This window comes from Rhodococcus sp. 11-3 (assembly GCF_023704055.1).
GTDB classification, from domain to species: Bacteria; Actinomycetota; Actinomycetes; order Mycobacteriales; family Mycobacteriaceae; genus Rhodococcus; species Rhodococcus aetherivorans.
In genome coordinates this window covers 2,209,554-2,224,683 of sequence record NZ_CP080406.1, presented here as the reverse complement: position 1 = coordinate 2,224,683, position 15,130 = coordinate 2,209,554, and the positions used below count along the sequence as shown (strand labels likewise).

Sequence of the window (15,130 nt, the reverse complement as noted above, 5' to 3'; positions counted from 1 at the left end):
GTCAGAACTGACCCGCGTCGGGAATCACGAACGCGTGCGATGCCGACGTTGTGGACGCCGCCGGCTCGTGCACCGGCCGGTCCGGCTGCTCGGCGCGGTGCCTGCACTCCTCGATCAGATTCAGCAGCTCACCGGTCGCCCAGTACACGTCCGGCGCGATGTCCCGGAATATCGGAGTATGCGACGCAGTGACACGATCGGTGATCGCCGAGAAGGTTCCCCCACCGGGTGCCGCGTCCTCCCCTGCTGCCATGTAGTGCAGCCCGGTGAACTCCCGCACCCGGCCGAGCCATGTCGCGGCGTTCTCGGCGCGAGCGTCGATCGAGACGTCCGGGCCGGTGTCGGTGACCTGGGACTGCCATCCCGTGCCGGTCTCGCCGGTCCGCAGCCACTGCGTGAGGATCGACTTGGCGGACACCTCGAGAATGCCGCCGGCCGGCTTCTCCGGGGAGGCATCGTAGATCGCGCGCAGCGTCCGGTAGGGAAGCATCGACTGCATGACCGGCGACTCGTGCGACCGCGCCATCGCCAGCAGGACCGATTCGAGCACCGCGGGCAGCCAGTCGTTGTGGGCGAGGAACCGTGACGGCGGGGTCAGCAAAGGATGCGGAAAGTCGACCCACGCCGCGGAGGTGGCATCCCACACCCGCACCGGCTCGTCGTACGGTTCCGCAGGAAGGCGCAGGCGGCCGACCACGAGGCCGAGGAACCAGCCGGCGGTCAGCGCTCGCCGCTCGCTGTGGTGCATCGGCAGCGAGGCGGCCAACGGCCGGGAGCGACGCCACTGCCAGAACGACTCCTGCTGCGTCGGAGTCGAATCCGCCCACTGCTTGGCCGCGGGGGTGAGCACGGAGTCATAAGCGAGCGGCGAGTAGTTCGGGTAGGAGCCGAAGATGTCGATGCGCGTCAACCGGTCTTCCTCGGTCAGCAGGCGCACGAACTCCGATCGGGTCTCGTGGTCGATCATCGGGTTCTTCTGCAGTACCTGCTCAAGGGAATCCGCGACGGGCAGGTTGAGGAACGGCACCGAGGTGAACTTGTACCGGTACTCGACCTGCTGCCCCGGATGCAGCGCCTCGAGCGCCTGCTGATTGACGCTGGCGAGTGGTCGCGCCAGCGACAGCGCTTCGGCGAACTTCGCCTGCAGTCGCTCACGCCGCTCCTCGAGCGCGTACTCGGGAACGGTCGGATCCTCGATGTACTCCCGCAGCGACACGCGACAGAAGCGGTCGAAGGACTCCCCGGTGCGGCCGACGAACTGCCGAGCGCGCGCGAGCAGTTCCGCAGGTCGAAGGTGCAGGTCATACCGTGCGGCCGAGGGAATGAGCGCTTCGCGGGTTCCCGGATCGTACGGGAATGCGCGGGTCCGCCACGCCGATGTGCGCTCGAGGACGGGATGCTCCTCCCCCGGCGACTTGCTGCCGTCGATCGTCTGCCACAGACCGGTGACGACCCCGACAACGGCCCGTTTGACCGACTCCTCGAACGGCGGCGTGCCGAGACCGCTGGACGCGACCGCGAGCGGCAGGTCGCTGCGGTACTGCACCATGAAGTCGGCCGACGGGGTGAGCATCACCTCGTTGTTCGCTTCCGCGAACCGCTTGGGTACCCGATCGGCCTTGTCCGCGGGCCACGCACCGTACTGGTCGGTGGACAGGCGCGCCAGGCCGACGTCGCTCGCCGGCTTGCTGCGTGCCCGCCGCATCGACGTCTGCGCGTCGTTCAGCGCCTCGAGCAGGGGCTGCAGAATCTCCGGTACGAGCGCGGCCGCGACCTCGGCCACCTTCCCGGACAGCGAGGCGTACAACTGGCGGTAGACGTTCTGGCTGCAGCTCGCGAGCACACGGTCGACGATGTCGGCGTCGCTCTCGATGGTTCCCTTGAGTGCGGACAGCGCCTGAGCGGTGTCGGCCGACTGCGCAGTGATGTCGGTCGGCGCCTGTTTCGCGAGGTCCTCCGCCCCGACCCGCACCTGGTCTTTGATGTGGCTGGTCAGCCGGTTCACGAGCGCGGTGGCGTACGGCAGGCCGAGGTCGGCGATCGCCTTCGCCACCGTGCGCTCGATGTTGTCGGCGAGAGTGCGGTGCCACTGGTACGCATGGACAAGCGCGTGCACTTCGGCGGACGCCGTGAGCGCCTGACGACGGGCACCGAGCACCCGCTGGATCTCGGGGACCCACTGGCTCGCGTTCAGACCGCTGCCGGACGGAAGGTAGCCACGCAGTTCGGACTCGGTGACCTGACGGGCCATCCGCAGGCCGTCGCCCTGGGGCAGCACCACACCGGTCAGCCACGCACTGATGCCGACCTGCGCGCCCCGCGGATCCGCCTGAACGACAGGCAAACCCATCGTGGTGAGCAGGGCCTGCCACTGGCTATCGAGGATGGAGTTGACCTGATCGTCGTCGGACGCGGCATTGCCGGGGTTGCGGTGCCCGTCGAGGAGCCGGTCCACGGTGCTACGGGCAAGCCGCTGCGCCGAGTATTCGGCGTATCGGTCGCGGCCCATGCTCAAGCTCGAGAACCCGTATGTGCCCCACGGCAGGTTGTCCCACTGTCCGCCCCAGCCGATGTTGTCGCGCTGGCCGGACAGGCCCGCACCGTTGGTGAGGTCGTACTGCACGAACTGGCGCGTCGCAGCGCCGCTCATCATCATGCCCGCCAGGCCACGAGCGAGGCCGCGGTAGATCGCCTTCTGTGAACCGTCGCCGAACGGCGCGCCCTCGACGCCGACACGGCGGCCCACAGGGAACACCCGGGCGAACGGCACCTTCTCGCCGGCGCCGTTCTGCTGGCCGAGCGCGCGCAGGATCTCGACATCGTGCTCGCGCGCGGAGCCGAGCTGGCTCGCGACGATCTCGCCGAGCATCGCGAGGGCGTTGGCGCGCACGCCGGTGGTGGCGCTGCGGCCGAGGCCGTCGAAGATGTCGGGGGCGACCATGAACACACCCATCAGCCGCGGATCGAGCTTGGGGATCAGCGTCAGCAGGCGGCACACATCCAAGGCCATCGATGCGCCGGCGCCACCGGCCATCGACGAGACGACCAGGACGATCGGGGACTCCTCCTGCTCGAAGCTGCCCCCGCCGGGGACGTTCAGCGCGCCCATCTCGGTGGCGGTCTGCACGGTGAACAGCTGGTCCCAGGCGTACTGCAGGGTCTCGCGAATTCCGCCGGCCTTGCTCAGCGTGATCATGCGGCCGAGGGCGCGGTACTGGCCGGCGCCGGACCCGATGGGCACCGTGACAGCGGAGGGATCCCGCGGGGCCCAGGTGGCGGTCTCGTCGAGGCTGCCGCGGGCGGAGAGCTGGTTGCTCAGCGCGTTGTCGAGCACCCCGTACGAGTCGCCCTGGGGGCCGCTGCCGAAGTAGTAGCCGCCCTGGTCGCGAACATTGCCGAGCCCGTCCGGCCCCGCCTCCGGCGCAGTGGGCACATCGATGCTCACGAACTGCCACCCACCCGGGATCCGGTCCACTCCCGCCGCGGCGAGATCGGACCGGAGCTGGTCCATCATGTACGCGAGCGTGACGGCACCCGAACCACCGCATCCGACTACGAGAAACCGCCTCATACCGGTCCTTCCACATCGAGAGAGAGCAAAGCTGGATTCCGACCGTCAAGCGCCGGGCGGACGGAACGGGTCGAAAGGCTGAGCGGCCGGCGCGGCGGACGAGCTCGAACCGCTGTGCGGCGCGGCACCGAATCCAGAACTGCCGCCGAACGCCGGTGGCGCACCGAATGTCGGTGCGGGCGGAGCGGTGGGTGCGCCGAACGGATCGAAGGACGACTGCGGTGCGGGTCGCCCGTCAGGCGCACCGGTGCCCGGCGTCGCCGTGTCGTCGGATCCGACACGCTCACGCAGTCTCGCGAAGGCGCCCGGTGCGCGCCGGTTCAGATCCTCGATCAACCGGACCGGGTTCGAACCTGCGCCGACGAGCAGGAGCACCGACGCGTGGTCGGCGGGTCCGGCCGGATCGTGGAGGATCACCCAGTTGTTGTGCACCGCCAGCGGCAGCCTGGCCTCACCTGTGCGCGGGTCATGGTCGGGCTTCGCACCGGAGGAGCCGAGCAGGCCACCGGCCTTGACACGGACGTACCCCGTGCCGACCGGGGAGAGCCCGGTCTTCGCCTCGAGCTTGACGCCGTCTGCCGTCAGCAGTCGCGCAGGCTTGTCCAGGTTCCGAACGATTTCGGTGAGGTCACCGTCGCGCAGCGTGAAGGGTACTCCGTCCCGCAGAACGGCGCCGTCGGCGATCGTCACGGAGAAGCGCTGGGCCTTCAGGGTTTCGGCAGGAATGCGCGAGGCTCGCCACTTGAGCACATACAGCAGAGCCAGCGGGATCGCGATGCCCAGGAACAGCGTGAGAAGGAAGGCCAGCAGGAACCGGCCACTGTCGAGCGGTTTCTGCAGCTCGGCGGTGAACGGCACATCGACCGGCATCGCGCGGTCGAGCTCCCCGGCGGGGGCCATCATCATCCGCACGGAACCGTTGAGGGAGCCGTTGCCGGCCTCGGGCACGTCGAGTTCGACCGTCAGTGCGCCCTGTGCGCCCTCCTCGACGGCCAGGCACCGCTCCGCCGAAGTCGCTGCGGGGTTCACCAAGGCCACGTCACCGACGCCGTCCGGCACGGCATCGATGCGGATCGGTTCCGCCGAATCGAGCCACACGCAGCCGGGCCCGCCGACCGGGATCTCCACCGGGAACCGACCGGATCCCTCGACAGTGCCGAAGTCGATCCGGTTCGGCAGCGTTGGATAGCCGACCGGGGGCGCCACCGTCAGCGGCACGTCGACGTATTGGGGCGCCAGTTGAGTACCGGGCGCGATGACCGTCCCCGAAGCCGTCCGGGCGTCGGCGGTGGTCACCTCGAGAGCGAGGCGCAGCGTCGCCTCACCCGGTGGCACCGACGTGAGATCCAGCTCGATCGGCTCGTCGATCCCGTTCTTCGGGATCCTCGACGCCAGCTCGTGCGCAACCCGAGCCGAGTCGACGAGCGACACCGACAAGTACGCGCTTCCGAGCAGGTCGGAGGGGTCGATCTCCCGACGGTCGGAGTCGACGATGCCGAGCTGTATCGCAGATGTCTTCTCGCCGCTGTGGATGGCGGTCACATCCTGTCCGAGCCACGCCGGGAACAGGTTGCCCGAGATATGGATGTTGGACTTGGAGCGCGCCGCGGGATCGGAGCCATCGGGGTCGACGAACACGAGAGCCCACATGCCCTGCCATTGCCCCGGGTTCGCCGACGCCGGCTGGCGCATCGTGAACGACACCGACCGCGCCGACAACCAGCGGTAGTCGACGCCGACTCCGTCGACGTTCAGGCTGCGCGGGGCGTTGTCGCGCGGCATCGCAAGTTCGGCCCCGTCGGGCGACACCAGTGTGGGTACGAGCCCGTCCGCGTCCGCGAAGCCCAGGACTGTCACCGAACCGATGGAGTTGTCGAGGACGAAGCGGTGCTGCGCTTCCTCGCACACCTGACCCACACATACGCCCGTCTCGTTCTCGAGCGGCGCTTGGCCCGGACTGCTGAACGCGTCGAACGCGAAGAGCAGGTCGTCGATGTTCTGGGCGAGGTAGAAGTCGCCGGGTCGGGGCGAGGTCCGGTTCCCGCACGCCTGCCCGGCGGCGGGTTCTCCGGTGGCGATGGACCGCATCAGATCGAAGTCCCCGGCCTGCGCTGTACCGGCCGCGAGCCCCACCGCGAAGGTGACGATTCCCGACGACCGCAACTGGTCCGCGATACCTGCGGGCCGGCAGATCGACTCGCGGGCGGCCGCAATGATCTGCTGAACGCCTGCGTCCGTGCCGAGCGATACTCCTGGGGCGTACGGCTTCTCCGCGTCCCGCGTCGTGAAGTCGAGCTTGCCGTCGGAGAACCAGGCGACGGCCTGGCATCTGTTCGCGGCTGTGGACGAGCGGTCGGCGAGAGCGCCGCGGGCACCGTCGAGAGCGGCCCAGTAGTCGGTGTCGACACCGTTCGTCCGGGATCGGAACCTGTCGACCTCGTCCTGCAAGGCAGGCAGGGACCCACCGTCGAGGCGGGTCCACGGCGCGTGCACGGTGAAGTCATCGGAGAAGCCGGCGACCGAAACGTCGAGCGCGACCCCGGCGGAGCCGCCGAAGGAGCTGAGCTGTTCGAGCAGGTAGTTGGCCGCGGAGACCCGCGCCGCCTCGGGGTCCGAGACCTGCAGACTGCCGGATTCGTCGATCATCAACAGCAGATCGCCCTCGCGCTGGGAGGCGAGACACCCGCCGAAGTCCCCCACCGCCGACTGCTGCGGCGCAGCCGACGCGGCCGGTGCCGCCACCACCAGAGAGCCGAGCAGCACTGCCGCGAGCGCAGCCACCTTCTTCACAGTCGACCCGCCCATTCCGCGATCTGCCATGCTCCGACCGCGATGCCCACGAATCCGAGCACAACGACGGTCCAATACGTCCCCTGCACAGCCTTCGAGCCCGCGTAGACCGGCCGCGCCCGCTGCTGCATGTCGGCGACCGTGTGCTGGGCAAGCAGGTAGAACGCGGCAGGACCGGCCAGCAGCCACCCGATGAAGGCGAACACTGTGGAGCCACCCGACAGGGTGAGTGCGACGGCGGTGAGCCCCAGCAGCGCTACCACGCCGCCGCCGATCAGCCATGCGCGCGGCGGCCTACCTTGCGAAATGGCCGTCACGACCGGCCGCTGCTCGACAGCGAACGCGTCGGCAGGCGCCCCGCCGAACCCGGGCGTCGACCCGCCGGGCCCCGCGAACGGGGCGGCCACGCTTCCGAACGGCTCGGGGGGTGGCCATGGCGACTGGGATCCACCCGACCACGGATTGTCTGCGTCGTCCCGCGAGCTCGAGTACTCGCTGAAGTCGAACGGGTTGGTCGAGGAAGACACGTGCTTCTTTCAGGGTCGGGCAGGGCGGGCCCGAAGCGAGCTTCCCCTGGTAGTCGTCAACAACTTCAAACTTCAATCGCTGGCGATGAGCGATTGTTACACCTTCCGAATTGGAACTTTTGCGGCCCTACCGGGTTACAGATACTCGCGCGGTCGCGAACCCTCTGCCGCACTCGCAGACCTGGGTGCTACAACTTGTTCTGCCTGGAGCCGTGAGGAGATGCATGACCGTCGACGATGAGCAGTTCAAGTACAGCGGTCTGCGCTTCACTCGGTTACGGTTTGACTCCCAGGTCTCGGCGGGCAATCCACGACGTGGCGTATATGTCCTCACATTCGCCGACGGATATCGATACGTCGGTCAAACGATCGATATCGTCGCGCGTCTCGCTGCGCACCGTCGCCGATGGTTCGATATCACCGACGTGGCGTTCAGCCCTGTGCCAAAGGCGAAGCAGCTCGATCCGATCGAACGGCATTTGATCAAGTCCGTGGGACGAACCCACAGCCTGCGCAATATCGCTCTGACCTCGACCCCGTTCCCTAGTCCCACCCTCAGCGCCCTCGTCGATCCGCGAGAGCTCACCGATTGGTTCGCTGTACCTGTGGACGAGTCCATGTTCGATCGCGTCGAAGATTCCGCCATGCGGGCATCGAGCCTTCACAAGTACCGAGAACTTGCGAGTCATCCGGAATTCCCCGAGGTCGCCAGGCTACTGGCTATGTTCGTGGAGTCGTGCCTTCCCGCACCTCGCCGAACCGAGCGTCGAGTTTGGGCGTTGAGCTCGATGCCTTCGACCGGCAGGACGGCATCGTCACGCCGATTGACGACACTTTCGGTCGGCCCCATCGAAGCACTCGTCATTTCCGACAATGGGCGCGCCAACGCCGATGTTGTGCGCGGGTTCCTCAACGTGGCACCGCCCGTGGGGAAGGCCCGGATGACGTTCGCCGGGCTCGTTCTCCGGCGTGGAATCAGCTCGCGCCGAGAATACGGCTACACCTCCATCGGACCCGTCAGACGAGTTTCCTTCGATTCGCTTTCTGGTCTCGAGAAACTGCTGTCCGATCCGGTTGTGGTTCAGCAAGCTCGAAATCTGATCGTCAACTTGATGTTCAAGGGCAGCACGGTGTACGGGAGATACCACGACTTCAACCTTGCGGACCACATCGTGAAATAGTCCTACCCAGGTCCGAATTCGGCGGTTCCCTGGACGGATGGCCGGAACCGGACCACCGCCCGGTTGCACGACTCGGCCGGTCCGCTATCGAAAATTCTGGTCCGACCGTCGGCAGGACTATTTCGCCGATGCGGACGGGGGCTGGGTGCCAGCCGAATCGCACGTAGGGGCGAACAGAAGAGCGACGTCCGTTCGACAGTCAATTGCCTTCCTCGACGTCCACGCCGTACAGCGCGACGAGCCCGCCGAGGTCGTCGTCGTACCCCTGCCCCACCGCGCGCAGCCGCCACTTCCCCGCCCGCCGATAGATCTCGGTGAGCACCATGGTCCGTTCGGTAGTCCCGGCGTCGAGTACGAACGTCGCCGCCGTGCCGTCCTCACCGTCGACGCTTACGGACACAGCCCCCAGTTCGCCGAAGGTGCGCTCGCCGTCGATGGCCGCGGCGATCGCGATGCGCGCGCATTCGTCGGGCAGCGCGGCGAGATCGAGCCGCACGCTCTGTTCGCTACTGCCGTCGATCGACAACTCGACCGCGCCGTCCTCGGCGGATGGGTTGTTGTAGAAGACGAAGTCGTCGTCGCTGTCGACCTTTTCATCCTCCCCCAGCAGGAAGGCGACGACGTCGACGTCGAAGTCGTCCGTCTCGGCGCGCCACGCGACGTTGACCGTCCACGACGTCTTCCGCGCCGGCAGGTCGATGACCTCGCCTCGGGCGAGCGCCGGCGCGGAGAGGCGGGACTCGATGCGCATGTGCGGCGGCACGACGCCCTTCTCCACCGCGGCGCTGATGTCCGTCATGGTCAGGACGGGGAGCTCGCGCGCGGTGATGCGCGGCATGCGCCGGTCGCTGTCGCCGCCTTCCAGCATCAGCACGTCCGTGACCGCCGCGGTGAGGTTGAGCGACGGGCGTGCACCGAGCTGGACGAGACGCGAGCGCATGAGCACGGCGTCGAGGTGGGTGCCGCCGAGGAGCAGCACCCGCCGGCCCTGCCACAGCTTCGGCTTCTGTCCCGTGAGCATCCGCTCGGGCAGGCTCGGTACATCGGCGAGGGGCTCCGCAGGCGCCGCCTGCGGAGGAGGTTCGATCACGGGCTCAGCAGCGGGCGCGGCCACCTCGACCACCGGACGCATCTTCGGTTCGCCTGGAATCACCCGGGTGAGCATCTCTTCGAGTTGCTGCTCGGTGACGACGGGAATGCCCTCGGCCATCGCCTTGCGGATCTTGCCCGTCTGCACGCCGGGGTCGTTACACACGACCACGCTCGTCTGGCGACTGACGGAGTTCATCACGTCGAGGCCGGCGTCGGCCATCCGGCCGGCGAGCGGGACCCGCGGCGTCACCGTCTGCCCCGTGACGACCACCTTCATCCCCTGCACCAGGCCGACGTCCAGCGACAGGCGTCCCGGGTTCTTCCACTCGCACGGCACGCGCGGCACGGAGTCCGGGTAGGCGGGCCTGCGGCTGAGGCAGTCGACCACCGGCAGCGGGAGCTGCAGGCTCTCGGCGAGCAGGGCGCTGCGTACGAAGACCTCGCTGAGGACGCGGGCGTCGTCGTAGGCGTCGTGCTCGAGCAACTGCTGGACCTGCCAGTGGGCGGCCAGGGTGGAGAGTTTGTGATCGGGCACGTCGAGTTCGAGCCGCCTCGACAGGGCGAGAGTGCACAGCCGGTGTCTGGCCGGGATCTCGGTTCCGGCGCGCCGGAACTCGGCGTCGAGGAATCCGTAGTCGAAGGCCGCGTTGTGGGCGACGATGGTCCCGCCGTCCAGCACCTCGGCGAGTTCGCCGGCGATCTGCTCGAAGCGCGGGGCACCGGCGAGCCGTTCGCGCGTCAACCGGTGCACGTGGACCGGGCCGGGGTCGCAACCCGGGTCGACGAGCGTCGAGTACTCCTGCTCGACGCTGCCGTCCTCCCGCAACACCAGCGCGGCGACGCTGAGCACCCGATGCGCGTAGGCGCGCAGGCCGGAGGTCTCGACGTCGACGACCACCCAGCGATGACCCTTCGGCAGCGTCCGCGAACCCGACGCGTGCGACAACGTGTCGATCACCTGCACCTGCTTTACCTCCGACTGTTCTCCGGCCGGTCCCACCGGCACTCGAACATAGTGACTGATGCTCACGACACCGCCGACCGCGCCACGCCGAACGCGCCTGCCTCCGACCCGTGCCGGGCAGTACCGTTCCAGCTATGGCACAGCCACTCGAAGGCAAGATCGCCCTGGTCGCCGGCGCCACCCGCGGCGCCGGCCGCGGGACCGCAATCGCCCTCGGCGAGGCCGGCGCGACGGTCTACTGCACCGGCCGCACCACCCGCGAGCGCCGCTCGGAGTACGACCGGCCGGAGACCATCGAGGAGACCGCCGAGCTGGTGACGGCCGCGGACGGGGTCGGTATTCCCGTCGCCGTCGACCACCTCGATCCCGAGCAGGTGCGACGGCTCGTGCAGCGCATCGACGACGAGCAGGGCCGCCTCGACATCCTCGTCAACGACATCTGGGGCGGCGAGAAGCTCATCGAGTGGGACACCCCGCTGTGGGAGCACGACCTCGCCGGCGGGCTGCGGATGGTGCATCTCTCGGTCGACACGCACCTGATCACCAGCCACTTCGCGCTGCCGCTGCTGATCCGGAACCCGGGCGGGCTCGTCGTCGAGATGACCGACGGCACAGCCGAGTACAACGCGAAGAACTTTCGGCTTTCGGTGTTCTACGACCTGGTCAAGTCCGCGATGCTCCGGCTTGCGTTCTCCCAGGCGAAGGAGCTGGCGCCGCACGGGTGCACGGCCGTCGCGCTGACGCCCGGATGGATGCGGTCGGAGATGATGCTCGAACACTTCGGGGTCACGGAGGAGAACTGGCGGGAGGCCACCGTGCCGCACTTCGTCGCGATTTCCGAGTCGCCGCGGTTCGTCGGGCGGGCGGTCGCGGCACTCGCAGCGGATCCGGACGTGCATCGCCGCAACGGCGGGTCGTTCTCGTCGGGCGGTCTGGCGCGCGAGTACGGCTTCACCGACGTCGACGGGTCGCAGCCCGACTGCTGGCGGTACATGGTGGAGGTTCAAGATCGCGGTCTGCCCGCGGATGCGACCGGATATCGGTGAGCGCGACACGCCGGGACTACGACTGCCCCTCGCCCACAACGTATTCCATGCCAGGACGCAGATTTGATTGACGCGCCCGCAGCACGGTGCCACCATGTGTCATCCCCCGCGCCCGCGAGGGTCACAACTGAAGAAGGCCCGTCAGGAGCGGCAACTCCCGACGGGCCGGATGTCCGACTATCAAGGAGTCGAACATGGGTCAGAATACCCTCGTCGGAGGCGTGCGCCGCGCGCCGCGCCCGACGAGCAACTACACCGTCGTCCGCAACGAGACGATCGGCAACAAGGATCTTTCCTTCCGCGCCCGCGCGGTCTTGATCTGGCTGCTGTCGAAGCCGGCCGACTGGCGCATCCGCTCCGACGCGATCGCCGCGGAATCACCGTCCGAAGGCCGCGACGCCATCCGGTCCGCGATGCGGGAACTGGCTGCGCACGGTCACCTCGTCACCGAGCGTCGCCAGAACGAGCACGGCCAGTGGATCACCGTCCAGACCGTCTACGAAGTACCGGTCCGGCCCGAGCCGGGGCCTGGAAATCCGAACCCCGGCGAGCCGGACACCGGAGAACCCAGCGCTGAACAAAGAACTGAAGACCAAGAGACTGAAACAAACCCCTCACCGGCCGCCGAGCCGACGGCACCACCCGCGCGGCAACGAGGGGTGAGCAGCATCCCGGAGAAGAAGCCGATCGCCGAGCTCGCGACCGCGTGCCGCGCCGCCGGCCTGACTGCGACGTTCGACTATCTGCCCGCCGCCGCGCGCTCCCAGCTCGCCGCGCTGATCGACTCCCACGGAATACCATGCCTGGTCGCGGCGGCACGGTCGGCGCATCGACCCAACAATCCGACGCGCTTCGCACACGCGTGGATTCCGCTGTGGCAATCGCTGCCCCTGCCCCGTTCTCCCCTGCCGCCCCGGTGCGGCCGGTGCGACGAGTACGGCTGGCTACCCGACGACGACCGCGGCCGCGCCGTGCGCTGTCCGTGCCGTCGCTTCGACGCACCCGACCGCCCAGTCGCTGCGTGAGCACCCATCCGTGGCGAACCGGTAGCATCGGCGAGAACTGTGCCATGACCACCGAATCGAGGTCGGACGTCCATGTCCCGTAAGCGCTCCGGGTCGAGTCGCGGATCCTTGCCTCGTGAGCCACTTGCCGACAATGTCGTGTCGTTGGCCGAGCGCCGGCGCCGGACGGACACACCGATCGAGCAGTACCGCACACTGGCGCCGGAGTTCGCCGCATGGCTGATGGAGAAAGCTGGGTGCCCCGCAAATCAGGCGGAGGAGTACGTTGCCAGCGTCGCGCATGCGATCGACGCGCTCTCGCGTGCGGATTCCGGGTTTGCGACCACGGCGTGGCGGAGCCGCGACGTGGACCACCTTCTCGAGCGGGTGCTGACGAGTGAACTGGTCGAGGACGACGACGAGACGCGGGCGCACATCGCCGGGGATGCCGCCGTGTTCTTGCAGTTCCTCTCGGCGACAAACCGGTGGACCGGCCAGGACGAAGACCTCGGGTACGCCCTGTCCACGCTCACGTCGTACATCGAATCGAAGCTCGCGTCCCTCTCACCGGTCGAGGTCGACGAGCCGCCGGTCGACCCCGAGGCCGAACGCGCCGCCTTGACGGTCGTGCCGGTAGTCGCACGGCTGGACGCCCTGCTCGGCTGGATCGGCGAACGCCGGCCTGTGACCGCGACCGGAGCGCTGAAGCGTGCCCTGGTCATGGAGGCCTTCGACGCTGTCGGCGGCAAGCGCGAGGATCTGGCACCGCGCAAGGTCCAGTCGATGTGGGATCTTTCCTTGCTGGCACAGACCTGGGTCGTTGCAGCCATGCTGGACCTGATCTCGATCGGAAAGACCGTCGTCAAGCCCGGTCCTGCAGCGCCGGTGTGGCGGGATCCGGACCGTAATCCCGGCGAGTACCTCACCCTGTGCCGGGACGCGGTGACACATTCCCTCGTCGTGGCCCTCGGCAGGCGCGGCGAGGGGCGGCTCGTAGCATTTCATTCCGTCCTCGACGAGGCGACCGCTGCCGTCCTGTCCGCCGGTCTCGGTGAGCACCCCCTGCCGTCCGGCCCCGAGGAACGCTTGCACGCACTGTCCGTGCTGTTCCCCGGCATGCCGGTCGGACCGAGTCTTCTCGGCAGCATGCTCGTCGACCGCCTCGACGACCTCGTCGCCGACGGCATCCTCGACGACGCGGACGGCTACCGCGTGCCGACGCCGCTCCGTCCTGCCGTGCGGGCCGCCGTGCGCATCCTCCTCGGCGACGCGACACCCGTGGCCATCCACCCGCCCGCGCGGTGCACCCTGCGAATCACGTTGCGCGACAGCGAGCCTGCGGTGTGGCGACGGGTGGTGGTCGACAATTCCCTGAGTCTGCTGCATCTGCACTTCGTCATCCAGAGCTGCTTCGCCTGGGAGGACTACCACCTGCACCAGTTCACCGAGGGCGAGCCGTTCACCGGTGGTTGCGTATACGTGCCCGACGATCAGCTCGACGACGAGCTCGCAAACGGTCAGGACGAGGTCGTCGACGAGGGAATGGTGACCATTGGGACGGCGCTGCCCCAGCTCGGGGCATCGCTGACGTACCTGTACGACTACGGCGACGGGTGGACGCACGACATCGTCGTCGAGTCCGTCGCCGACTTCGACGCCGAGGCACCGCGCGCCGCCTGTGTCGACGGGCAGGGCCTGGCGCCGGCCGAGGACTCCGGCGGGACGTGGGGCTGGACGGACATGCTCGCCGCGGCCGACGACCCGGCCCACGATCGACACGACGAGATCCGGCAGTGGCTCGGACTGCGGCCGGGTGAGCGCGTCGACCCGGAGTGGTTCGACCGCGACGACGCCAACGGACAGCTGCGCGCACTGTTCGGGTAGCGTTGCGGTCGAACGGCTTGCGCGCGAATCGCGCACCATCAATCGAGCGCGCAGGCCCTCTCCCCTGTCGGTCGTAGACCTTCGGCAGCCGTGGGTGGCGACACGAAAACCTGGGTTCGGCGCCACCCGAGGCACGCCGTGTCGGGCCGATCCGCGCCCGCCGGATGGATCAACCGGTCGGCCGGCGGCGGCTTGCCGAAGGCACGACGCAGTGGTTCGTCACTCGGCAGTGCGTGTTCGAGGTCGGTTGCGTAAGTAATGGAGAGGTCTTCGGACACGGTAAGGAGGCCGGTGTCGAATGCGACATCGGGCGTGGGGCAGGCCGTCAGTCCGTTCAGGTGCTCGAGGCGTTCCTTGCTGGCGCTCTCTCGCCACGGCTTGACGTGGCTCGCAGGGAGCAGTCGCGGCCGGCGACGTCCCCCGATCACGCTCCCCATGCCGCAGAACATGCACCGGTTGCCATGGCCGGTGAGCACTGCCTTGGCGAAGCGGTGCTGACCGATACGAACGGTCGAGGTGAGCAAACGCTGCGTGATCTCGATCGGTACATCCTGCCGCTCACGCGCCCACTTGTCGACAACCCCCTCGAGTTCTCGCTCGACGGCGGCCGCTTGTAGAGGCTGGCAAGGTGCTGGACTGGAAAGCCGGCTCGATGCGCGCTGCTGCCGGACCGACTGTGGTCGACGAGCACGAGGCACACAGCGACAGGACGACCTCGTTCTGGACGAAGTTCACCTGCCGCTGTCCTCGACCTGTTCGGCCAGGTCGAGGACCGGGACCAGCCCGGCCGCGGACACGAGATTGTGTTCGTCGAACACCGCGGACCAGCCGTGAAGGTGTCCGATGATTGCACTGAAAGTGCCTCTACGTATACGGGTAGTCGTGACATCGAGAATCTCGATTCTCTCACTACGGGAAGCGCTTTCGTCGTTCACACGCCGTCACGGCCGGCGCGGTCTCCACGGATCCGGCCTCAGTGATGCCGAGAAGCAGGAGCAGGGTCACCACATCGAACGGATTACGCCTCACCCCTCCGGGTGAGCCTTCAGTTCAACTAAAGCCCACCATAGC

General features: G+C 68.1%; 9 protein-coding genes. 5 read left to right on the top strand and 4 right to left on the bottom strand.

All coding sequences use genetic code 11. The annotated features are described in order from the left end of the window. Position 1 precedes the first annotated feature (1 nt). Genes KZJ41_RS10710 through KZJ41_RS10700 form a run of 3 tightly spaced genes read right to left on the bottom strand, consistent with a single transcriptional unit; the run spans position 2 to position 6,678 of the window. A complete protein-coding gene (locus tag KZJ41_RS10710) occupies positions 2–3,571 on the bottom strand; it encodes a tubulin-like doman-containing protein (protein ID WP_102799666.1) in 3,570 nt (1,189 codons plus the stop codon). A gap of 45 nt (positions 3,572–3,616) precedes the next feature. Next, positions 3,617–6,391 (bottom strand): vWA domain-containing protein, encoded by a 2,775-nt coding sequence (locus KZJ41_RS10705; RefSeq protein ID WP_251550738.1) that lies wholly within the window; start codon positions 6,389–6,391, stop codon positions 3,617–3,619. Beyond that, on the bottom strand, positions 6,358–6,678 hold the full coding sequence (locus KZJ41_RS10700; RefSeq protein WP_251550736.1) for a hypothetical protein: 321 nt from the start codon (positions 6,676–6,678) through the stop codon (positions 6,358–6,360). The genes KZJ41_RS10705 and KZJ41_RS10700 overlap by 34 nt, the downstream gene beginning before the upstream one ends. Before the next feature lie 434 nt (positions 6,679–7,112). On the opposite strand from KZJ41_RS10700, the gene KZJ41_RS10695 reads away from it, so the two are divergent. Beyond that, positions 7,113–8,069: a GIY-YIG nuclease family protein gene (locus KZJ41_RS10695; RefSeq protein WP_146034290.1), complete on the top strand. Its 957-nt coding sequence runs from the start codon at positions 7,113–7,115 to the stop codon at positions 8,067–8,069. 199 nt (positions 8,070–8,268) lie between these two features. On the opposite strand, the gene KZJ41_RS10690 is transcribed toward KZJ41_RS10695, so the two are convergent. Further along, complete coding sequence (locus tag KZJ41_RS10690; protein WP_102799672.1) at positions 8,269–10,125, bottom strand: TerD family protein; 1,857 nt, start codon at positions 10,123–10,125, stop codon at positions 8,269–8,271. A 134-nt stretch (positions 10,126–10,259) separates the two neighbouring features. Between KZJ41_RS10690 and KZJ41_RS10685 the strand changes: the two genes are divergently transcribed. The 4 genes from KZJ41_RS10685 to KZJ41_RS10670 all read left to right on the top strand — a co-directional run bounded on the left by KZJ41_RS10685 (position 10,260) and on the right by KZJ41_RS10670 (position 14,676). Further along, a complete protein-coding gene (locus tag KZJ41_RS10685) occupies positions 10,260–11,171 on the top strand; it encodes an SDR family oxidoreductase (RefSeq protein WP_102799663.1) in 912 nt (303 codons plus the stop codon). Positions 11,172–11,392: 221 nt separating this feature from the next. Next, positions 11,393–12,196 (top strand): replication protein, encoded by an 804-nt coding sequence (locus KZJ41_RS10680; protein WP_102799671.1) that lies wholly within the window; start codon positions 11,393–11,395, stop codon positions 12,194–12,196. Positions 12,197–12,541: 345 nt separating this feature from the next. Beyond that, positions 12,542–14,059 (top strand): plasmid pRiA4b ORF-3 family protein, encoded by a 1,518-nt coding sequence (locus tag KZJ41_RS10675; RefSeq protein ID WP_251550734.1) that lies wholly within the window; start codon positions 12,542–12,544, stop codon positions 14,057–14,059. A gap of 164 nt (positions 14,060–14,223) precedes the next feature. Beyond that, positions 14,224–14,676: a hypothetical protein gene (locus KZJ41_RS10670; protein WP_180986989.1), complete on the top strand. Its 453-nt coding sequence runs from the start codon at positions 14,224–14,226 to the stop codon at positions 14,674–14,676. Positions 14,677–15,130 lie beyond the last annotated feature (454 nt).